This window comes from Heyndrickxia vini (assembly GCF_016772275.1).
Lineage (GTDB): Bacteria > Bacillota > Bacilli > Bacillales > Bacillaceae_C > Heyndrickxia > Heyndrickxia vini.
Map to the genome: position 1 here is coordinate 3,611,432 of NZ_CP065425.1, position 22,754 is coordinate 3,634,185.

Sequence of the window (22,754 nt, forward strand, 5' to 3'; positions counted from 1 at the left end):
AAAAAGGTTTGGCTATTCTGGACTATTGATTTCCGCTACAGGTACTCGCTTTCCGAGGGGCTGGCGATGAGCCTCCCCATCGCTTTGCTCTTGCGGGGTCTCATCTGTCCAGCTGATCCCGCAGGAGTCTCGTACCTTCCGCTCCAATCAACATGGTGTCAATATCAACACTGGATTTTAAATCGGCCTAAAAAAACTGTGTGCATATCCAATTATTTTTTTAATTGTAATTTCGAAAATACTCCAGCATGGTCTGATGGCCAAAGCCCCGAATACGAACGACTATTAGGCTTATCTCCAACGGTTTCTGCTCGGATTGATTCCAAACCATTTTTAAATAAAACAAAATCAATGCGGCTCGTTAAATTTGAAGCATTATTTAATAAGTCTGGATCCTGACAACACGTATTTCCTATTCCGTTACCGCTTTCTTCCCATGCATCTTGAAATCCACCTTTAATAAAGCTCCTATAAGTAGGTGCATCATCGTTATGTGCATTTGAATTCAAATCCCCTGTTACGATTAAAGGAAGCTTTGTTTTAGCTGGTCCTTCTAAAATTTCCTTTGCTTGTTGCACCTGTATATCGGAATTCGTATCTAAATGCGTATTTATCATCCTAATACTTTGTCCCTCTAACTGTATGTCAATCGAGGACCATCCTCGTAATATTTCAATTTGTTGGCCTGCTATTTGAACAATAAGATTTGTTTTGAAATGTTTAGCCATTCTTTTATTTATCTTTAGTCGATATCCTTTTCGAACTAAAATAACATCCCTATCTAATAAACGTACAAAATTGCCATTGCTATCCGGAAGCTCGACGGATGTATTTTTGTTTTGAATAGCTACTTCATAATCTAAACCGCTTTTTTTCAATTCAATCAATAATAATTGAACAAAATCATAAGTGACTTTACGATAATTAGGAATAATTAATTGCCATCGAACCGCTTCTTGCAGACCAATAAGATCGGGTTTCTTTCTGGCAATCTCACGGGCGATTGCTTTTACACGAATAGGTAGATTCGTTGCAAGAAATTGACGGTACACCTTTGACACAAGATTGGGAATTTGATCTCGTGTTGAAGTAAATAACGGCGGTAATTCTACACCCATATATAGATTCCATGTGAGAATCGAAAGATGAAAACCATCCCATATTTTCATCTTTTCACCTCCAATCATTAACACACTCCATATAGTAAATGAAAGGTGTCGATGAATGGATACGAATTTTTTCTTAAATGAACAATTCTGGATGAAACTAACGTAGATTGCCTCAAGATATGTTGCAATTTTTTCGGAGTAATATGTGCAACAGCCCTTTTACTTATAATAAGATGTTTTCTTCCTTATTTTCTATAATGTTTACCTTATCAGTTTTAACTGTCGATAGAATAATGATTGTACTAATAATACAAAATGAACCTATCCAATCGACAACACCGAAAGCAACATGCAGCCAAACAATCGATAGAACAGCCGCTGCCAATGGCTCAATACAAGCCAGAAGGCTCGTCTCGGATGCGCTGATATACTTTAAACTTTCTAAATAACTATAAAAAGCAATTAGTGTTCCAAACAAGACAATAAACGCTACTGCAAAAAATGCGTTAAATGACCAATGTCCTTCAAACTTCCAAGGTGGATGAATAAAACTAAAACATACTCCGCCAATCAGCATTCCCCATCCTACAACGATTGTTGATCCCCAATTAGCCAGCAATTGATGGGGCTGTAATGTATAAAATGCTAAGGCAACGGCTGAGGCAAGCCCCCAAAACAATGCCATGCCAGAAATTGATAGGCTTTGAATATTCCCATGTGTAACAAGAAGAAACGTACCTAACAAGGCTAAAATTACCGCTGCCATCTCCTTAAAAGTTGGCAGCCTTTTCGATTTCATTGCTAGGTAACAAGAAATTAAAACCGGTGCTAAATATTGCAATACAGTAGCTGTTGCGGCATTCGATTCTTTAATCGCAGCAAAATATGTATACTGGACTGCTAACATTCCGAGAATACTAAACAATAAAATACGGAAAATATCATATTTGTTCTTCCATATCCCCCAAATACTTTTTGGCTCCTTCTTGGCTGCAATTCCTAAAAGGATTACGCCTGATAGTAATAAACGGATTACGACTAACCATTCCGGACTAAACCCTTGCTTTTGGAAAAGAAACTGAGCTACAGTCCCTGATATCCCCCATAACGAAGCACCAGTTAGGACTAATACCATTCCTTTAGTTCTAGAATAAGATTTATCGTTGATATTCATAATATTTCCTTAAATTTATTTAAATGGTGATGTAAGCAGAAAAACACATTCAAGTAAATGTAATTATTTGCATTTCTATTCATGATTTAATGGATGAAACTGATACTTTCCAAGGTCAATCCGGTCATTCATGCCAAATTCAATTCCTTCACTTTCAAGAGAAAATTTTTGTATTTGAAAATATTCATCATCCGCGAAGCCAATTTGACCTTTTGCATTTACCACACGGTGCCATGGAAGCTTGTGCTTTTTACTCATTGAGTGAAGGATGCGGACGACCTGCCTGGCAGCCCTGGGGCTCCCCGCTAATGCCGCGATTTGCCCATATGTCATCACTTTTCCTTCGGGGATATGTTGAATAATTGAAATGACTTGAGAAGTAAATGGAGTCATATGCATCTTTTCCTTTTTCTACTAGTTTTTCAGTAATGATTGACGTGATTGTAATATATATTATACTATAATAGCTTGAATAATTTTGAAAGACGTGGTTCGTAACCATCCCACGATAAAAAACTAAGGAGAGAATAATAGATGAAAGTAAAAACACTCGTTGTTAATGCGATTATTGCCGCATTGTATTTTGTAATTTCCCTTGTTATCCAGCCGATCGGATTCAAGGCGATTCAATTCCGGATTCCAGAAATGTTTAACCACTTAATCGTATTTAATAAAAAATACTTTTTTGGAATTGTTTTAGGAGTCATTCTTGCAAACTTCTTTTTATCACCAATGCCGAATTTTGACCTAATTTATGGGGTTGGGCAATCAATTATTGCATTATTGATTACGATTGGGGTGTCCCACTTTATAAAAAATATATGGGGCCGAATGATTGTAAATACAATTGTGTTCACCTTTACAATGTTTATCATTGCATATGAGCTGCAGGTAGCCCTTGGCTTTCCTTTTCTTTATACATGGCTAACTACTGCAATCGGTGAATTTGTAGTCATGGCAATAGGTGCACCAATCTTTTATAACCTAAATAAACGCGTCCATTTTGAAAATCAAGTATAAATAAGAGCGATTGCTGCAGTTCACAGTAGCAATCGCTCTTTTTATTATGTTTATGCTTTTACTTTTGAGCCCACAAATTGTTCAAAAAAAGTGAGGATTTTTTTATAAACAGCAATTTCATTTTCTTTCTTCGAAAAACCATGACCTTCATCCTCCAACAGCATATATTCTACATCTCTTCCTTTATCTTTTAACGCCTGAACGATTTGATCAGATTCCTCTTTCACGACACGAGGATCATTTGCTCCTTGGATGACGAGCATAGGTTTGGTCATTCCATCTAAATGTGTAATTGGCGAATACTCAATGAGCTTTTCTTTATCTTTCTCTGGATTTCCTACCCATTGATCCATCACAGGTTTCCAGTCTTCAGGAACAGAATTGATAAATGAGAACAAATCAGATGGTCCAAAAATGTCTACAACTGCTTTAAAGTAATCAGCATGTCGACCATGTAATAGAAGGGCCATGTATCCACCATAGCTTCCACCCATTAACAAAATATTTCCTTTTTCCGCATAACCGTTTTCAATTAACCAGTCTAACCCGGCGACATTATCTAGACGAGGTCCATATCCCCAGTCACCTTCAACCATTTTCATAAATTCTAATCCATAACCGTAAGAGCCACGGAAGTTTGGTGCGAATATGCTGTAACCTTGATTTAAGAAAAATTGGAAGGAAGCCCGGAAAAATTTCCGTTCTGATGCTTGTGGTCCACCATGCGGCCAAAAGATAATTTCACCATTGTCATTTTCTTTCTTTGCTTTGAAAAAGAGTGATTCAATTTCAAGTCCATCAAATGAACTATAATTAACGACCTCAGGCTCAACTAATTCATTTGAATCGACACCTGGTACAGTATATTGAGTTAATGGGGTCCACTCATTTTCTTGAAGCTTATAAATATTATGTGGCTTTGTTGCACTTCTTCCTAATAAATAGATTGTTCCCGATTTGGCAACGATAAGCTTTTCAATGACACTGCATGGTGTAGGAAGCTTCCTCCACTCCCCATTTTGCAAGTCATACTCATATAAATAATCTTCTACACCTTTGACACTGCTTATATACAATACTTGTTTGGATTTATTATATTTGATGCTGCTCAGACTCTCATTCTCAAATTCTTTTATTTTCAAAAACGTATTCGTTTCAAGGTTATAAGAAGCTAAATAAGTAAAATCTGATTCATAATCGGTTAGTAAATAAACAGTTGAGTCAGAAACAAACACACCATCGCTAGCAGTATGCTGTTTATCGGTGGGTGGGGTTAGAAGAATATCTTTCTCATCATGTCTCGCATATAAAAGTGTATGGGTATTCGCATAATGTTTAAAGTAAAGAAAAGTCGATTCATCAGGGCTAAAGTCAATCAAGTATGTAGCTGCATCTTTTCCTTCCAATACCTTCGTTTCCTGACCAGACTCTAAATCTAAACAATAAGCATTCAGATATGTCGGGTTGTCTTTTGCAGATGTGTAATAAAGCTTTTTCCCATCATCCGATAAAATCGGTATGAAATTCCGGGTGCCTTCATGATACACGATTTCTTTCATCGTCCCACCTTGCAATGGAATCCCATAAAACTGAGTATTCTCATCCCCATCTTTATCAAATCCGGCAATGATAAACCTTCCTTGCTTATCATAAATCAAATCTTGACAGCTTTGGTCGATAAATGTGAGCGGGTAAGGAAACGTATTTGGCAGATCCATCGCCCATAAATTATACTTTCCACTTAAATTTGTGCTAAAAGCAAGCTGATTTTCATCCGGGCTTACGGCAAAGTCTTCAATAGCAAATGTCCGTAAAAATTGCTCCACATCTGGTTTTGAAAATGAAATCATTCATCCCACCCCTTATATTCTTTCAATATAGAAAAATCTGTCTATTATTATACCATACATTATAAAAAAAACGGCAACAAGCTAAGCCCATTACCGTCTTTTCTATATTACATACTTTGAGATGTAGCTGTTACTGTTTCTGGTTCCGATTCTTTCTTTTTCATAAAAAGAAATGTGTAGATAATTAATAATAGAACTATGCATACAATTGAAAATCCATAGATGAAATGGAATCCCTTATTCGCAGCAAGGATGCCCAGTCCTGTTGAACCGATAGCCATTCCAAGATCCATGGAGGAAAAATACATTGCGTTCGCAGTTCCTTGTTTTTCCTTAGTAACAAGACTAACCGCTATCGCTTGTAAGGTTGGTGTCACCATTCCATAAGCCACTCCATAGAAAAACCCTGCAAAAAGTAAAGTACTTGCACTATGGGTGATAGATAATAGAAACAATCCAATGATTCCGCAAATTGCTGCGGGGTAGATAATTACTTTATGTCCTAGCGTATCATATAATCTTCCTGAAACTGGTCTTGCAGCTAACATGACAATGGCCACCACTAAAAAGAAAAGGGAAACTGATCCCCCGAGGTGTTCCTCCTTACCCAGTTCTCTTAGAAAACTAATGACTCCTCCAAGCGTAATTGAAAAAAGTGCACATAAAATACTTGGAACAAACGCCTTTTTATCAAAAATAGATTCTTTAAAGGAAAGCTTATGTTTCGGTTCTGCCTTCGTTAAAGTTGGTTCTTCTTTTGAAGGTTTAATAAAAAAGCTGAAGATAAAAGTAAGAACTGCTAAAACAACTGAAATAATTAATAAAAAATTAAATGGCAACGTAGCTAATAAGGCAAGTGCTACCATAGGGGCCATACTTGTCCCAATACTTGTCGCTAATCCGTAATAACCGATTCCTTCACCTAATCTCTTTTTCGGAATGATATTTGTAGCTAAAGTCGCTAAAATCGTTGTCATAATTCCAAATCCAATCCCATGAAATACCCTTAATAAAAGTAATAATGGTACGGACTGTTGATTGTAAGCAATCGCGAGTGTAATGGCTACGAAAGCAAGTGAATAAATACTCATTTTTTTCACATTGACACGGTGGATGAGATAACCGATAAACGGACGCGTAATAATTGCCGCTACCATAAAAACAGTCGTCATCAGCCCACCTTGAGCCGGATTATTTTTTATATCAGTAATAAAAGCTGGAAAACCAGCGGTAAGCAATTGCAAACATAAAAAAAATAAAAAAGCCATTAAGACAATGGCTACATACTGACCTGTCCACAATTTATTCGATTCCTTCATACATTTATTCCTTCTTTCTAGTTGTTTACATCATCAAGTAGTGAATCTGCATTATCTTCAAGTTGCTTCAATACTTTCAAATAAATATGGAGTGACTCTTCATCAATTCCATCGATAATTTTTGTGAAAATCTCTTCCAAATACGGAGTAACCTCTTTAACTAAGTTCGTTCCTTTTTCCGTAATCATTATTAAGAAGGAACGCCGATCAGTTGGTTTTACCTTTCTTTTAATAAACTCACTCTTTTCAAGCAAATCGAGAATTTTTGTCAGTGTTGCTTGATCTTTATCCGCTCGTTTTGATAACTCCTTTTGTGAAATATGATCATGCTCACTTAACGTTCTTAGAACACTCCATTGTTCAGAAGTAATATTATAAGATTTTAAGTAAAAATTAATTGTACGACTCATTTTTTTACTAGTACGCACAGAAGCGAACCCGATTGATCTATCTTTTGAAATGGTCACCTTAAACGTTCTCCTTTCAATTATATTTTAATTATATACTAAAAATTAATTTGTGTAAATATAGTTTGTATACAAATTAACTTGATACAAAAAAGATAACAATGAAATTGTTGGTTTCATTGTTATCCCTTTTTTTACACATTTACGTTCTTTGAATTTCCACAATCACAAATTTCCGTTTTTGAATATAAATAAGTCTTGCTGCTAAGCCAATTCCTGCAGCCAGTAATCCGGATGTTAAGCCAATCCAATATCCTGGTGCACCAAGTGCAGTGAAATGTGCTAATAAATAGCCAACCGGTAAGCAAATTAGCCAGTAAGCAATAAGAGTCGTAATAAAGGCGATGTTTACATCTTTGTAGCCTCGAAGTGCCGCTTGTGCAGTCGCTTGAATCGCATCGGAAATTTGGAAAAATAAAGCATAAATTAAAAAATGTGCAGTTAAGTTAATAACAGCTAGTTCATTTGAATAGAAGCCTGCTACCTTGTATCTAAATAAAACAACAAGTAAACCTGTAAATAGAGCAATGAAGATAGCTAAAATAATCCCTAACCAACTATAAGTCCTTGCATCTTTATAACGTTTAGCTCCCACTTCAAAGCCAACCAAAACTGTTAAGGCTAGGGAAATACTAACAGGCACCATATAGAGAAACGAAACGATATTGAGTGCTGATTGGTAGGCAGCAATCGTTGTCACACTGAACTTACTGATTAATATCGTCACAACGGCAAACATACTCGTTTCAAAAAAGGTCGACAATCCCATCGGGACACCAATTTTTAAGATTTCCTTACATTTTCCCACTGAAAACTCTTTAAAATTCGAAAATACTCGATATGCCAAAAACGGATCTTTTTGTTTTATAATGTAAGCTGTTATCCCCGCAATAATCCAATACGTAATGGAAGTCGCATAACCTGCACCCGCCCCACCAAGCTCAGGCAATCCCCAATGTCCATAAATAAACAAATAATTTAATAGAAAATTGAAAGGTAACGATGAAATCATAATGACCATAACGACACGCGTTTTTCCGAGTCCGTAGATAAACGATCTTAAAACGTTAAAAATAAACAGTGGAAGAATTCCATAACTTAGTCCCACTAGATAATCATGCGCTGTGTTTTGCACACGTGTTGGCAGATTCATTCGATTTAATAAGGGATCCAATAGAAAAAATCCAAGAACAATTACTATTAATGCGATCATTAACGATAAATAGACGCCATTGACGACAATTGAAGATACTTCTTTATTTTTCTTTTCTCCAAAGCGCTGGGCGACGATCGGCGATACGGCAAGTAGAATTCCACTTAATCCCGTAAACACCGGATTCCATATAGAGGAACCAATTGCTACCCCCGCCAAATCGGAGGAATTATACTTACCTGATAAAATGGTGTTAAAAAACACCATCGAAAACATTCCCAATTGAGTGATTAAAATAGGAATGAGTAAAATAAATATTTGTTTTATTTTTTCTTTCATTGTATACGTTTGATTCATTTTTTTCGGTACTCCTACACGTAATTAATATTAATCGACTGGTTCAAGAAGTCCCATTTCTAAACAAGTTGAAAGGGATAATTTTTTCAAGCTGGATTGAAATCGAATATCGATGCTTTCCGGCCCGATAAGGGTTATTTCACCATGGCCAAACACACGATGTTTTATCATTTTTCCTACCGACAATTGTGAACGAGCTTTAATTCCATTTGGATTAGAAAGAAATTTTGACTGTTTAGTACTCGCCTTCATTTGCTGTTTTTCCTTGGCAGGTGCGATAATTTGGCGGATATTGTTTAAAAATGGTGATTCTTTTATGGGACTGCCATTTTTCTTTTCGTATGAAAGTAATTCCAAGTGATGCTTGGCTCGAGTCATTCCAACATAAAAAAGGCGAACAGCCTCTTCCATTAGCTCAGGTTTCCCTTCATCATAACTTTTTGTTTCGGGTTTTGAAGGGATAATTCCATCTACCAAGTCAATCATATACACGCGCTTAAACTCTAGTCCCTTCGAACTGTGAAAAGTAGAAAGTGTTACGACATTTTCACTTTTTTGTCGTTTCGAATTTTTCATTAATTCTTCTAAGTATTTCAAACGATGTGCAAACTCTTCCATCGACTCTAATGTATCGGCAATTTCTTCTAATGTATTGAGAATTCCCACTAGATATTCCAGATTAAAGCCAAGGCGTTCGCTCATTTTTTCGATTGCCTTCTCATATCCGAGCTCATAGCGTATAGATCGGATAGCAGAAAGTGGAGCATTGCCTTGCATATCATGGAAAATTTCCTTGCATTTTTTCAGCTGTTTCACTTGATAGTCCTTTAACTGGACGAACTTAAGAAGATTGTCAAAGACAGAATCCTTATTACGTATAGCTTTTAGTTCGGCCATTTGCTGTTTCGTAATATATCCATTAAATTTCATATGGATTTTATCTAAAATATCCACACGTTTATCATTAAAAGTCATTCTCATGAAATTCAACATATCTTCAACGACCCAATGAGAAAAAAATCGATTGTCCGAGTCTTTTATATAAAATGGGATGCCAGCTCGATCAAATAGATTTATTAACGGTATTGATGACGAATTATTTCGGTATAGCACCGCAACATCTTGATAGTTTGCAAGCCCGGAAATCTCTTTCACTAAATACGAGGTTTGATTTTTATCATTAAAATGACGTCTCATAATAATTGGCTTGGCAACTGGGTTATCCGTAAACATGTTTTTATCATAGCGATTCTTGTTTCGCTTGATGAATTGGTTGGCAACATCAACGATATTCTTTGAGGAACGATAATTTTGCTCCATCTTAAGAATGGTTGCCTCCGGGTATATTTTTTTGAAATCCATTAAATATTGTGGTTCGGCAGCACGCCATGTGTAAATCGATTGGTCATCATCGGCTACAACACACAGATTTTTATGCTGCTGTACGAGTTTTTCAATGATTGCATGTTGAACCATTGATGTATCTTGACTTTCATCGGTAAGAAAATAATCATACCTTTGTTGATATTTTTGAAGAAGTTCTTTCTCTTCATCCAATACTCCGTTAGCTATCGTTAACATATCATCATAATCTACTAATAATTGATTCGAACTTGTTCGTTTAACTTTTTCATATTCTCGTAAAATTTGTTCTGCCTGAGGAACAGTACATTCAACGGTTGACCATTTTTGCTGTGGAAGAAGTTTGTTTTTTATATAGCTAATATAGGTTGTTAATTCATCTAGCTGATCCTCCGTAATCAATTCGCCTACCATCTCTTTAAATAGCTCTCGAAGAATCATTTTTTTATTTAAAGTGCGATTGTTTTGGTTAGCCGTGGTTCCACCCTCGATTAATTGATAGGCGATCTTTTGATGAGTGAAATGTTCTCGTACTATTGCAAAGGCTAAACTATGAATCGTTGAAAAATGAACAGGAGGAAGAGATGGAAAAAAACGTTTGAATCGTTCTTCCATATCGATTGCGGATGCTTTACTAAATGTCACCGCTTTAATCCGAGCCGGATGCACACCTTTTTCTTCTATTATATAGCCAATTCTCATAATGATTGTTGTCGTTTTTCCTGAGCCGGGAGTTGCTAAAAGTAGGAGTGGACCCTCGGTCTGAAGAACAGCTTTCTTTTGAACATCGTTCAGTGAAACACCTAATTGCTGCTGCTTAGACTCAAAAAACTTTTCTCCTGAAGACATTTGCTAAAACCTCACTAAAACTATCAAAATATATATTGTTCTAATATTATCATACAAGCGGAAGTACAAAAAGCTGCTAGACATACTAGCAGCCGATTTTTTAATAAGTAAAAAAGTATAAATTTTTTTAGGTTTAATGTTCATAATAAATATCTGCCGTTGTATAACTCCGGCATAGCCCCGACAAGCAAGGCGTTTCCGCTTTTCTTAATAGAGCAAATATTTCTTTCTCGTTTTCTCAAACTTCTTTAAGTCAGCTTTCCATTTCCCTTCAATTTCCTTAAGGGATGTTCCATCATTTATCGCTTTTCGTACCCATCCATTGCCGATTAATTGGTCGAATGCGGATATTCCGCTGCTATTTTCCGGACGGAAGGCAAAATCGTTTGGATAAAGATCATGGATCATTTTAACGATAGCTACCCCCGTTTTTACAGATTGATAGCTTTTCCGATCAGTTACATGAATTTGAATGCCCCCAGAGAGTTGACCATTAAATTTCGAACTTGTTGGAGTAAAATAAGCACTTCTAAACATAACACCGGGAAGCTTAAGATTATTCAAGCTTTGAGCAAGCTCTTCTCCATCGATAAACGGTGCACCTATCAGTTCAAATGGCTTTGTTGTCCCTCTTCCTTCCGACACATTTGTTCCTTCGATAAGGGCCGCACCCGGATATACAAGCGCCGTATCTAAAGTCGGCATATTCGGTGAAGGAAGCACCCACTGAAGCGGTGTTTCATCGTAGTACATATTCCGTTTCCAACCTTTCATCTTCACAACTGTTAAATCAGCGCCTATCTTAAATTCTTTGTTGAAATATTTAGCTAGCTCCCCTACCGTCATCCCATGTTGTAAGGCAATTGGATACAGCCCGACAAATGAGGAATATTTCGGATCCAGCACTGTCCCTTCTACTTTTGTACCACCGAGTGGGTTCGGACGATCTAACACAACAAAAGGGATATTGTTTTCTTTGGCAGCTTCCATTGCATAGGCCATTGTGTAAATATACGTATAAAATCGAGCACCTACATCTTGGATATCGAATACAAGAACGTCTACATCTTTCAGCATATCAGGGGTTGGTTTTTTCGTTTCCCCATATAGACTATAAACAGGAAGGCCTGTTTTTTCATCAATATAAAATGGAACGTAGGATCCTGCTTGTTCACTTCCTCTTACACCGTGTTCCGGCCCAAATAAGGCAACTAAATTAATTTGTTTATTATTGTAAAATTTATCGACGATACTTGTTAAAGACTGGTCAACGCCAGTTGGATTAGTTATAAGTCCAACCTTTTTCCCCTTTAATAGGTTAAGTTGATCTTTTAATAATACTTCTACCCCTAGTTGAAAAGACTTGTCTTTATGCTTTTTTGCAGGTTCGATTGGCTTCGCTAAAACTGCAGATAAGCATGAAACAGATAGAATCACCGCAAAAATTGCGACTAACCACTTCTTCATCTCCATTCTCCTCCCTTAAGTTAAGTGAGAAGGAGCTGGTTTCCCCAACTCCCCGCTTCCTACATACCTATTGACCTAGCGATTTCGTAACTCCCAATCGGTGCTAGTAAAATGAAGCTTTACCTTTTTCCCTTTTGACTGAATTTGTGGATCGGCAATATACCATCCTCTTCCATTTACTGTAGCATCCGTCTCATATTGAAAACGAATAAATTTCGTTCCTTCTGGAATCGAATAGGTTGCCTTTTTCCAATTTACACTTGATCCTGTATATCCCATTCCAAGCGATGTCCAACTCTCACCATCATTAGAAATTTCTACTTTTCCATAGTCGGCATCATTTTCAATTCGATACCATGTTTGGAACGTAAGGGTTGATGGTTTTTTACTATTCACTTCCGCTTGTAATATTGCTTTTTTGTTATCCCCATAACCAGCAAACCATGCTTGTTTTTTTCCTTTCATATCGACAGGAATCGCATCCCCCGCTTGTCTGGCAACGAGTCTTCTCGTTTGGTTCGTTGAAACCGTATTACGGGATGGATGAACTCGATTTGTTAAAAGAATAACTATTGTTTGGTTTTTTGGACTAATCACTAATGAAGTTCCCGTATATCCTGTATGGCCCATCGTATTTTCATCTGCAAAACCATCCATATACCAACCTTGATTCAATTCATAGCCAAGACCATGATCATCCCCTGGAAATGCTTGATTCATATTTTTCTCCATTAGCTTTACAGTAGAAGCTTTTAAAATTCGAGAATGACCATATTTGCCTTCGTTTAAAAATGTCTGTCCAAGTATGGCAAGATCATTGGCAGTTGAAAAAACTCCAGCATGCCCGGCTACACCATCAAGGGACCATGAATTTTCATCATGGACTTGGCCCCAAACGAGACCTCTATTCGTCCATGGTTGATATTCAGTAGCAGCAATTCTTGATTTCAAAGATGCAGGTGGATTGTACATCGTATCCTTCATGCCTAGCGGCTTCGTAATATGTTTTTTTACATATTCATCCTGCCTTTGCCCCGACAGCCTTTCGACAAGAACACCTAATGTGATCATATTCAAATCACTATATGTGTAAGTCGTTCCCGGAGCATTTGTAAGCTGATGTTTTAACACAATCTGTAATCTATCCGCTCTTGATGTTCCCATTTTATAAACGAGAATTCCCGGCTCGAAACCAGAAGTATGGGTCATTAGTTGACGTATCGTTACTGTTTCTTTCCCATTTTCCGCAAATTCCGGAATGTATTTAGCTACGGGATCATCAAGTTTAAATTTTCCTTTTTCATATAACTGCATTGCTGCAATGGAAGTGAAAATTTTACTGATTGAAGCAATATCAAAAATCGTATCTTTTTTCATTTGAATGGGTTGATTGGTTTCAGTAAACTGATCATCTGTATAGCGATAAGCATATCCGTATGCTTGATGTTTTACCGTCACCCCTTTTCTTGCAACATAAGTAACAGCACCGGGCATAACTTTTTGAGTGATTGCGTCATTAATGATAGAATCCATTTCTTTCAATGGAGCTTCAGCCATTCCGGCTAACTTAGGCTTTCCAGGAAGTAAAACAGGAAAAGATGAACCGGGATGATCCCATGTATATTTTGTCTGCATCACATCATCTCTCTTACTTGCTTCTACTGTTGATATCCCCTTGGTTGAAAACAATAATGTTGTACTCAACAACACAACTGAACATGTTTTAATAATTTTCTTGTTCAATTGAATCTCCCCCTATTAATAATGTAGTCCTGAACCAAATGAATACAGACCAGGAATTGTAACTGGAAGCTTTCCATTTGGAGAAATTTCTCCTACTAATGCCTTTGCCAGAGCTCTTGTTGAGATATCACGATTTCCGTACGTTAAAATGTTTGCATCCATATTAGGAAATGACATAATATCATATGGATTTCTCATCGATGCAATTACGACTGGTTTGCCTGTTTGCTTTAGTGTGTTAACCAACGTTTGCTGTGCACTATTTGTATTTGCATTATACGTGGCAACCACGATGACGTCGGTGTTTTTTGATTTGTCTACCGCTGTCTGAATTTGCGCCGCAGTTGGTGAAGTATTAGTGCCGTAAGCAGTAGTCTCCAAACCCTTTTCAGTGAGTAATGTGCCTAGTCTTTCAGAATTAGCTGTCGTTGGGCCAGTAATAAACACTTTTTGATTGTGCTGTAGGGGTAGAACATGATTATCATTTTTGAGTAATGTAATGCTTTTTTCAGTGATTTCATCTGCCATTCGAAGATTTTCCGGCGTTCCTATTTTTTCAAGCTGCTTTTCCTTGGTCAAAGGATGCTCAATAATTCCGCGCTTATATTTTGCAAGAAGGATACGAGTCACTGATTGGTCAAGGCGTTTTTTACTAATTTTCTTTGTTTTAACTGCTTTTACCATAGATTTATAGGCAAGTTCAACATCTGGCGGATTCAGTAAAATATCTGCCCCTGCTTCAAATGCAGCTACTGGAACTTGATCAGCTGGCAAAACATTTGCCCCTGACATATCTAAACTATCTGTAATAATTAATCCATCGTACTTAAGCTGGTTCCGAAGAACCCCCGTCATTATCGGTTTGGACAGTGTCGCTGGTAAGCCGGAAGAATCTAAAGCTGGAACGACAATATGTGCCGTCATAATTGCATCAACTCCAGATTTGATCGCTGCCCTAAATGGATTTAAATCAACTTCGTAAAGTGTTTTCAGATCATGATTCACAATTGGAAGTCCATAATGGGAATCGACATTGGTATCCCCATGACCAGGAAAATGCTTTCCTGTTGCAATGACATTTTGCTTTTGTAATCCTTCAATCTGTGCAGTTCCTAAAGCTCCCACTAAATTAGGATTTTCAGAATAAGAGCGCACACCGATGACTGGATTTTCTGGATTCACATTTACATCTAAGTCAGGAGCAAAATCCATATTGATGCCCAAACTTTTTAGCTCTGTTCCCATAATTTCAGCAGATTTTTTTGCATAGATCACGGATTTAGTTGCACCTAATGCCATGTTTCCAGGCAAGACAGTTGCTGGCTCGGTGACACGTGCAACGATTCCACCTTCTTGGTCGGTTGAAATGAATAAAGGTATATTTGATTTTTGCTTCAAAGCAATCGCTTGTAGACCATTTGATAAGGATTGGACTTGATTCGGATTTATAGGAGTTCCGATATTATCGTTCCAATTAAAATAGATGACACCGCCAATATGATATTTCTCAATAATTTCTTTATAATTTGCCCCTCCACGTTTAGAGTTTAAATTCGTTTCTGTATAATCTGGGTCAGTAGGTGTTTTCCCATAAGCATGGATGATAAAAAGCTGTCCTACTTTTTCTTCGACAGACATGCTTTTCAGCTTTTTCTTCACCCACTTTTTAGCAATCTTATCTTGATTCCCCTTAGATTTTTCCTTTGCCTGAATGGTTGATGTATTCGGTAACATTAACGAAAGTAGAAGCACGAATGTCAGCATGAACACCCAAATTTTTTTAGGCATTTGTTTTCCTCCCCTAAGTTCAATTTTTTGCAAGGGCTTACTTGTATTAAAGTCTACCAACACTGTTGGAATTGTCTATATAACTTTTGCCCTCTTTTATTTTGAAAATTCCCTATTTACATATCTGGATGCCTATGTCTTTTTACATATTTTCGAAAGCGGCATTCAATACACAATCATGCCCAAAATGCTTGTGAAAAAGACACTATAAATAGTCAATAGACCAGTTTTATAATCGATTTTCTTAAAACTAATTAAATTAAGTTTTACTTACTTTCACATGATTTTTTGCCCAAAATTAAAATAGTCAGAAAGTTACTATTATTCTATCTATTTTTTCTATAAACTTGACCTAATCTAGTAGAGGAGGAGATTCAATGAATAAGAAAAAATTCGTCATTCCTATGATCTTGTCTGCGGCAATAATAGGAGGATCGTTTTCCGGAGGTGCTGCTTATGCTATTCAGCCCGATGATTCAGGATATCCAAAGATTCAAAAGATGGATGCCAAACAAAGTTTAAAAAGAGATGCCAACCATTCTATCTTTGCTAAGAAGCTAGGATTTAATAAGAAAAAAGATGTTGCTGCTATTAATTATATTGAAAAAAATAAGAATCTCTTAAAAATGAAGGAACCCGCAAAAAACTTAAAGGTTAAAAAAATGGAGATTGATAAATTTGGCATGACCCATGTACGTTTGCAACAAACAAAAAATGGAATACCGATTGAAGGTGCTGAAGTCATTGTCCATTATGACAAAGAAGGGACCGTTCAAACTGTTAATGGCCAATACAGTAATGATATTGCGGAGATAGATTTAAATACAAAAGCAATAATTACTGCAGATCAGGCCATTGAAAAAGCCAAGGAGATAATCTCTGCACCAAAAGATTTAGACTATAAACCTACACAGGAGTTGGTTGTTTATCCTTTTAATGGCGAAAATTATGTCACCTATAAAGTAAATGTGAATTTTCTTGGGGAACACCCTGGGAATTGGGATGTATTTATCGATGCGAAAACAGGTGACGTTGTAGATATGTATAACGAATTAATGCATATCGAAGGCAACGATTACAAACCGATGAAGGGTGTAGGTACAGGGGTGCTAGGAGAAAAACGCGAACTCCATATTTCCAAAAAGAAAGATCCGGCATTAGGAAACGGAATGATGTTTTTTCTAAATGATATTAATCATGACCATTTAGGAGGAATTACTACCTACGATTTCGGAAACGAGTTCGATTCAAGAACTAACCCGTTGCCTGGTAAATTATTTGCAAAGAAAAACAATTCTTGGAATGATGACTATGATCGTGCTGCGGTTGATGCCCATTATAATTCCGAAAAAGTTTATCATTATTATTTAGATAAACATGGCCGAAATTCTTTGGACGATAATGGCATGGAAATAAAGTCCACCGTACACTACGGAGATGGCTATAATAATGCTTTCTGGAATGGACGGCAAATGACTTATGGTGACGGGGATGGACAATTCATGATTTCTCTTTCAGCCGGTCTTGATGTAGCCGCCCATGAAATGACGCATGGAGTAACTACCCACACAGCCGGATTAAAATACCGAAATGAATCTGGTGCGCTCAATGAAGCATTTTCTGATATTTTTGGTGCATTAGTGAATGAAGACAGCTGGGAAATTGGCGAGGACATTATGGCGCCTGAAGCAAAAGCTTCCGGGAGAACAGCTCTAAGAAGTATGAGCAATCCGAACAAGTTTCCAGTGAACGCAGCCTACACTCCTTACGGAAACGGAAGTGGTGTATATCCCAAACATATGGATGAATTCTACCATCTTCCACTTAATCTAGATAACGGCGGAGTCCATGTCAATTCCTCCATCATTAATCATGCTGCCTTCTTAACAGGAGAACAAATTGGAAAAGACAAACTTGGACAAATCTATTACCGTGCACTAACCATTTATTTAACTCCCGATTCTAACTTCAGTGATGCTAGACAAGCCATTATCCAATCAGCCATTGACATATACGGAGAAAACAGTACCGAAGCACAAGCAGCCGAAAACAGCCTAAACCAAGTCGGCATCCTCCAATAAATACCATACCGGTGCCAGGCACCATTTATACAGTTTTTTGAATATTTATTGCAAATTATGTATAAATGGTGTCAGGCACCGCTTATTTCCATCCTTTTATTTCTAGTTGTTGGTGTTTGTTGAATAGGCCAGGGTAGATGAGAAAGCCGAGGATGATGGCCGTTAAACATGCAGCTGTCATTATTAGAAAAACAATTAATAGTTGCAGACGTACTGCTTGAATCGGGTCAGCGCCGGCAATGATTTGTCCTGTCATCATACCTGGTAACTGGACAAGGCCAATTGTTTTTTGGCTTTCGATCGTCGGAATGAGGCTAGAACGGATCGATTGTTTAAGAATCGGATAAATTGATTGTTTTATACTGCCTCCCAATGAAAGGACGAGAAGTACCTCTTCCTTTCGCATATCTAGCTCACCTTTTAAGCGATTTAAGAAAAGATTAGCTATGACCATTGAGTTCCCTATAATCATCCCACTAATTGATATCATATATTGTGGAGATGCTGGTACAATATGCATCCCTATTAAAAAACTTTGAGTTATCACCTCAACAATCAATATCGTTAAAAAGGTTTTCCAAAAAATTCGCGGCAATCCTTTACCACGTTTCGCTGCGTTTTTAGTTGCTACCAAAATCATCAATAAGATCATTAAAATCACGACTGATAAGTGCTGGAAACCAAAGACTATTTTTAATATGTATCCAACAATCATTAATTGGATTGTTGCCCGCAAACTTGTTATGATTAAATCTTTACCTAGACCTAGTTTAAAGGCTGCTGATAGAAAAAGCGCGATGACAACAAAACCAAAACTAAATAATATTGCAAGTAGATTCATACCTTTTCCCTCTTCAAGTCTAAAAATTGTCTTGTTAGTTTTTCTCTAGGTTCAGAGAAAAATAGTTTCGTAGGTGCAGATTCAATCAGGCGTCCATCCATAATTAGCCATGTTTGATCACCCACTCGCTCTGCTTGAGCAAGATCGTGAGTCACCCAAAGAATGGTCGTATTTTGATCACGATTAATCTGTAAAATAAGCTCTTCCACTGCAAATGTAGAATTAGAATCAAGTGCCGAGGTCACCTCATCTAACAATAAAATGGAAGGCCCGTTCACAAGCGTTCGAGCTAGTGACAATCTCTGCCGCTGTCCTCCTGATAGTTCCCTTGCTTCTCGTGATAAAAGTTCTTCTGGTAAACCAACATAGTCCATATATTTTTTAGGATGTTCAAGCGTTTTTCCCATCAAACGTGCAGGTAAAGTTAAATTTTCTAGTGCTGTTCCATTTATCATTGGTCCTGACTGAAAAGCAATCCCAACCTGTCTTCTAAGTTCTTGAATATCCCATTCTCTCACTTCTTTCCCATGTATCAATATGTCACCTTCATTAGGCGAAATAAGTAAATTGCAAAGGGATAAAATCGTACTCTTTCCAGAACCGGATGGGCCGATAATCGTTACAATTGAACCAGCTTCCACCTTTGCATGAATATCCGATAAAACTTGAATCGTTTCTCTTTGATTCATAAATGCTTTACACACGTGACGAAATTCAATAATAAACTCCTCTGTATTTAATTCTAAATCCATAGCCTCTCTCACTTTTCATTAAATTTTTTATAACGACTTCTCTATCCATTACCTCATTTTATCATGGAAGTTCTATTTCTTCCCTGCAGATAAAGAGCCTTTTACAGGAGATTCATCATGTCCATCTCAAGTGGACAAAAACACCATTTTGTCCACGAGCGGTACCTGGCACCATTTATGCAAAAGCTGCATAAATATCCAAATAATGAATAAATGGTGCCTGGCACCTTAGCGTTTTTTCTTTTGGTAGTAGGTGTTTAGTGATTGGATGAAGAAGAGGAGGACGAAGAAGAGGAGGGTGATGATTTCAATAGGGTCCATGACGCTAAAGGGGATGATGACATTGTGTACGGCCTTTTGAAGTTTATATCCCATGAGCATATCTATTCCTATAGCAAAAAATAATAATACTACCAGTAAACCAAAACTAATGCTTAATAATTTCATCTGTTCTCTTCCTTTCGCAGCTATTATTATCTTTTCCGATTTACAGAAAAAGAATGATACTTGCATAATTTACCTTTAGATTGGGGAAATTTTGAAGTATACATAATCATACGAAAATGAGGAGACGTAATGCCCAATTGGTTGAAAAATTTCAGTAAGAACAAAAAACGAAACGTCAAAAAAGGAAAGGACATTAGCGGGCAAACTACTGTCTCCATATCTGAAGATGAGATAGGAACCAATTTAGATGAAAATATAAAAAAGATCATAAAAGCGACAGGTAATAGTTCCGATATTGTGATTCGGAAAATGCATGTAAATGATTCCATCCATTTTGCCGTTCTTTACACTGACGGACTAGTTGATAATAATACGATTAATGACTTTTTATTAGAAGGGCTACTACATGATAATGGAATTTTTTATCCTGTTTCCGCTGAACATGCTCTTCACTTAATAAAAGATAAAATGATTGCCATTGGTGGTATCACCTCCATTTATCGATGGGACGATCTATTCCAATCACTATTCTCCGGTGCAACGATTATCTTAATAGATCAGGCTAATGAGGCATTAAGTGTAAGTACTGTAGGTGGGGAAAAAAGGCAAATTTCCGAGCCTGGTACGGAAACAACTATTCGTGGCCCACGAGAAGGATTTACTGAAACCCTTCGCACCAATACTGCCTTAATTCGCAGACGAATCAAGAATCCAAACCTATGGCTAGAAACAATAAAAATTGGAAAAGAAACGCAAACAGATGTTGCGATAATGTACATTAACGGGATTGCAAATGACAACATCATTAAGGAAATAAGGAAAAGATTGCAACGGATTGATATAGATGGAATATTGGAATCTGGATATATCGAACAGCTCATTGAAGACCAAACATTTACCTCCTTTCCGACACTTTATCATACTGAAAGACCGGATGTAGTAGCAGCAAATATTTTAGAAGGTAGAATTGCCATTTTAGTTGATGGAACGCCATTTATCCTTACCGCACCAGCTTTATTTGTGGAGTTCTTTCAAGCAGCGGATGATTATTATTCACGATTTGATATTTCATCAGGTATTCGTTTACTAAGGGTGTTAGCCTTTTTCATCTCACTTACTGCACCATCGATTTATATCGCTGCTACCACCTTTCATCAAGAAATGATCCCTACACTTCTTCTTATTACAATCGCTGCCCAACGAGAAACGGTTCCTTTTCCCGCCTTTGTAGAAGCAGTGATTATGGAAGTGATTTTTGAAATATTACGTGAAGCAGGGGTCAGACTACCGAAGGCAATTGGACAAACCGTTTCGATTGTAGGTGCACTTGTAATCGGTCAAGCTGCGGTGCAAGCTGGAATTGTTTCACCCGCAATGGTCATAATTGTTTCTATTACTGCTATCGCTAATTTTTCAACACCATCCTTTTCCATGGCGATTGCCGCTCGCTTAATTCGATTTTTATTCATGATCCTTGCCGCTACATTTGGTTTTTATGGATTAATTATGGGGGTATTAGTCATGCTTATTCATTTATGCAGTTTACGTTCTTTTGGTGTACCATATATGTCACCATTAGCACCGTTCATAAAGAACAATGTAGATGATACGATCACCCGAATGCCAATATGGGCATTTAAAGAAAGACCTAGATTGATAAGTCAAAAAAATATTGTTCGTTCCGGAAAAAATCAAAAACCACAGCCACCAAAACAACATACCAAACAGCAAAATAATCAAAACGGTGAAAGTGAATGAAACGAAACTTCCTTCTATTCACCGTACTTATTACTTCCATTACTTTTCTTTCCGGCTGTTGGGATAAGAGTGAGCTTACAGATTTAGCAATAGTGAACGCGGTTGGTGTAGACAAAACAGAAAATGGAAAATATCTGCTTACCTTTCAAATTATTAATCCAGGTAATGTTGCCAGTGAACAAGGTGGAGGAAGCAGCGGTATCCCTGTTACAGTTTACAGTACAACTGGAAATAATTTAGAAGAGGCTGCTAGAGATGCATCAAAAGAAATATCACGGAAGGTGTATTATGCACATGCCAATTTAGTCGTCATTGGAGAAGAATTGGCTCGAGAAAACATTACGAAAATATTTGACATAGTCGAGAGAAATCCTCAATTTCGAACAACTGCGTCAATCGTTATTGCCGAAAATAGCAGGGCTAACGATATGCTGAAAATGCTTACTCCAATCGATAAACTTCCGGCAAATAAAATTACTAAAGCATTAAGATTTACTGAAAAAGCATTAGGTGAAAATATCGATGTAAGTATAGATGATGTCATCAAACGGTTGACCAACCCCGGAAAGGAACCGATCATGAGCACATTTCTCATCATAGGGGATCCTGAACAGGGGCAAGGTCAGTCCAATACGGAAACAACCGAAGCTGCAGCACGTTTGTCAGCTGGAGGATTGGCAATTTTCAAAGAAGGAAAAATGGAGAAAATCGTCTATGGCCAAACGGCCCGCAGCATTGTTTGGATTTTAAACAAGTTAGACCAAACAGTGATTGGAGTAAATTGGAGGGAAAAAAAAGTTCCCATATCTTTTGCTGTCAATTCAGGTAAATCAGAAATTCGTGTGAAAATAAAAAACAAAAAACCGATTTATACCATTCACATTAAAGCGGAAGGAGATATTAGGGAAGCTACAGTTCCTATTGACTTAACAGATCCTAAAGTACTTCAGAATTTAGAAAAAAAAATAGCAAAAAAAATAAAAAAAGAAACATTAAATTCAGTGAAGTTTATTCAAAAGGAAAAAACTGATATTTTTGGACTTGGAGAGATCCTTTATCGTGAATCGCCGGATTTATGGAAAACAGTTAATCACGATTGGAATGAAGTCGTCTTTCCGGAGCTTACTGTTAACGTAAAAGTCGACGTATTTATTAGGAGAACGGGATTAAGGAACAATCCATATTTTTCGGATTTAAAGTAGCATTATAGGAATAGG

18 protein-coding genes and 1 riboswitch are annotated in these 22,754 nt (G+C 37.1%); of the genes, 4 read left to right on the forward strand and 14 right to left on the reverse strand.

The window, feature by feature from the left end:
- Positions 1 to 212: 212 nt before the first annotated feature.
- From I5776_RS18030 to I5776_RS18040, 3 genes are all read right to left on the reverse strand, one after another.
- Complete coding sequence (locus I5776_RS18030; protein WP_202777859.1) at positions 213 to 1,169, reverse strand: endonuclease/exonuclease/phosphatase family protein; 957 nt, start codon at positions 1,167 to 1,169, stop codon at positions 213 to 215.
- Positions 1,170 to 1,332: 163 nt separating this feature from the next.
- On the reverse strand, positions 1,333 to 2,283 hold the full coding sequence (locus I5776_RS18035) for a DMT family transporter (protein WP_202777861.1): 951 nt from the start codon (positions 2,281 to 2,283) through the stop codon (positions 1,333 to 1,335).
- Positions 2,284 to 2,358: 75 nt separating this feature from the next.
- Complete coding sequence (locus I5776_RS18040) at positions 2,359 to 2,676, reverse strand: MGMT family protein (RefSeq protein ID WP_202777863.1); 318 nt, start codon at positions 2,674 to 2,676, stop codon at positions 2,359 to 2,361.
- A gap of 88 nt (positions 2,677 to 2,764) precedes the next feature.
- Positions 2,765 to 2,809, forward strand: a riboswitch (PreQ1 riboswitch).
- An 8-nt stretch (positions 2,810 to 2,817) separates the two neighbouring features.
- Between I5776_RS18040 and I5776_RS18045 the strand changes: the two genes are divergently transcribed.
- The gene (locus I5776_RS18045; RefSeq protein ID WP_202777865.1) at positions 2,818 to 3,303 is read left to right on the forward strand and encodes a QueT transporter family protein; all 486 of its coding nucleotides are present in this window, start codon (positions 2,818 to 2,820) and stop codon (positions 3,301 to 3,303) included.
- Between the two features lie 50 nt (positions 3,304 to 3,353).
- Here the strand turns inward: I5776_RS18045 and I5776_RS18050 are convergent, their stop codons facing one another.
- From I5776_RS18050 to I5776_RS18085, 8 genes are all read right to left on the reverse strand, one after another.
- Positions 3,354 to 5,153 carry a S9 family peptidase gene (locus I5776_RS18050; RefSeq protein WP_202777867.1) on the reverse strand — a complete coding sequence of 600 codons (1,800 nt, stop codon included), beginning with the start codon at positions 5,151 to 5,153 and terminating at the stop codon, positions 3,354 to 3,356.
- Positions 5,154 to 5,260: 107 nt separating this feature from the next.
- On the reverse strand, positions 5,261 to 6,472 hold the full coding sequence (locus I5776_RS18055; protein ID WP_202777869.1) for an MFS transporter: 1,212 nt from the start codon (positions 6,470 to 6,472) through the stop codon (positions 5,261 to 5,263).
- Positions 6,473 to 6,489: 17 nt separating this feature from the next.
- Positions 6,490 to 6,939: a MarR family winged helix-turn-helix transcriptional regulator gene (locus I5776_RS18060; RefSeq protein WP_246483833.1), complete on the reverse strand. Its 450-nt coding sequence runs from the start codon at positions 6,937 to 6,939 to the stop codon at positions 6,490 to 6,492.
- Positions 6,940 to 7,081: 142 nt separating this feature from the next.
- Complete coding sequence (locus I5776_RS18065; RefSeq protein ID WP_202777871.1) at positions 7,082 to 8,449, reverse strand: MATE family efflux transporter; 1,368 nt, start codon at positions 8,447 to 8,449, stop codon at positions 7,082 to 7,084.
- A gap of 30 nt (positions 8,450 to 8,479) precedes the next feature.
- On the reverse strand, positions 8,480 to 10,660 hold the full coding sequence (locus I5776_RS18070) for an ATP-dependent helicase (RefSeq protein ID WP_202777873.1): 2,181 nt from the start codon (positions 10,658 to 10,660) through the stop codon (positions 8,480 to 8,482).
- 207 nt (positions 10,661 to 10,867) lie between these two features.
- Positions 10,868 to 12,127, reverse strand: a complete 1,260-nt coding sequence (locus I5776_RS18075) for an exo-beta-N-acetylmuramidase NamZ family protein (protein WP_202777875.1) — start codon at positions 12,125 to 12,127, stop codon at positions 10,868 to 10,870.
- A gap of 75 nt (positions 12,128 to 12,202) precedes the next feature.
- Positions 12,203 to 13,798, reverse strand: a complete 1,596-nt coding sequence (locus I5776_RS18080; protein ID WP_246484019.1) for a serine hydrolase domain-containing protein — start codon at positions 13,796 to 13,798, stop codon at positions 12,203 to 12,205.
- An 87-nt stretch (positions 13,799 to 13,885) separates the two neighbouring features.
- Positions 13,886 to 15,658 carry a glycoside hydrolase family 3 protein gene (locus I5776_RS18085; RefSeq protein WP_202777877.1) on the reverse strand — a complete coding sequence of 591 codons (1,773 nt, stop codon included), beginning with the start codon at positions 15,656 to 15,658 and terminating at the stop codon, positions 13,886 to 13,888.
- 377 nt (positions 15,659 to 16,035) lie between these two features.
- Here I5776_RS18085 and I5776_RS18090 point away from each other — a divergent pair, with 377 nt between their 5' ends.
- Positions 16,036 to 17,739 carry a M4 family metallopeptidase gene (locus tag I5776_RS18090; RefSeq protein ID WP_202777879.1) on the forward strand — a complete coding sequence of 568 codons (1,704 nt, stop codon included), beginning with the start codon at positions 16,036 to 16,038 and terminating at the stop codon, positions 17,737 to 17,739.
- 82 nt (positions 17,740 to 17,821) lie between these two features.
- On the opposite strand, the gene I5776_RS18095 is transcribed toward I5776_RS18090, so the two are convergent.
- The 3 genes from I5776_RS18095 to I5776_RS21865 form a co-directional block, all read right to left on the reverse strand.
- The gene (locus tag I5776_RS18095; RefSeq protein WP_202777881.1) at positions 17,822 to 18,580 is read right to left on the reverse strand and encodes an ABC transporter permease; all 759 of its coding nucleotides are present in this window, start codon (positions 18,578 to 18,580) and stop codon (positions 17,822 to 17,824) included.
- Positions 18,577 to 19,332, reverse strand: coding sequence for an ABC transporter ATP-binding protein (locus I5776_RS18100; protein ID WP_202780852.1), 756 nt, complete (start codon positions 19,330 to 19,332; stop codon positions 18,577 to 18,579). Before I5776_RS18100 ends, I5776_RS18095 begins: the two co-directional genes overlap by 4 nt.
- A 228-nt stretch (positions 19,333 to 19,560) precedes the next feature.
- Positions 19,561 to 19,845 (reverse strand): YczF family membrane protein, encoded by a 285-nt coding sequence (locus I5776_RS21865; protein ID WP_484496855.1) that lies wholly within the window; start codon positions 19,843 to 19,845, stop codon positions 19,561 to 19,563.
- A 63-nt stretch (positions 19,846 to 19,908) separates the two neighbouring features.
- On the opposite strand from I5776_RS21865, the gene I5776_RS18110 reads away from it, so the two are divergent.
- A complete protein-coding gene (locus I5776_RS18110; RefSeq protein ID WP_202777885.1) occupies positions 19,909 to 21,537 on the forward strand; it encodes a spore germination protein in 1,629 nt (542 codons plus the stop codon).
- A complete protein-coding gene (locus I5776_RS18115; RefSeq protein ID WP_202777887.1) occupies positions 21,534 to 22,739 on the forward strand; it encodes a Ger(x)C family spore germination protein in 1,206 nt (401 codons plus the stop codon). The genes I5776_RS18110 and I5776_RS18115 overlap by 4 nt, the downstream gene beginning before the upstream one ends.
- The last annotated feature ends 15 nt before the right edge of the window (positions 22,740 to 22,754 follow it).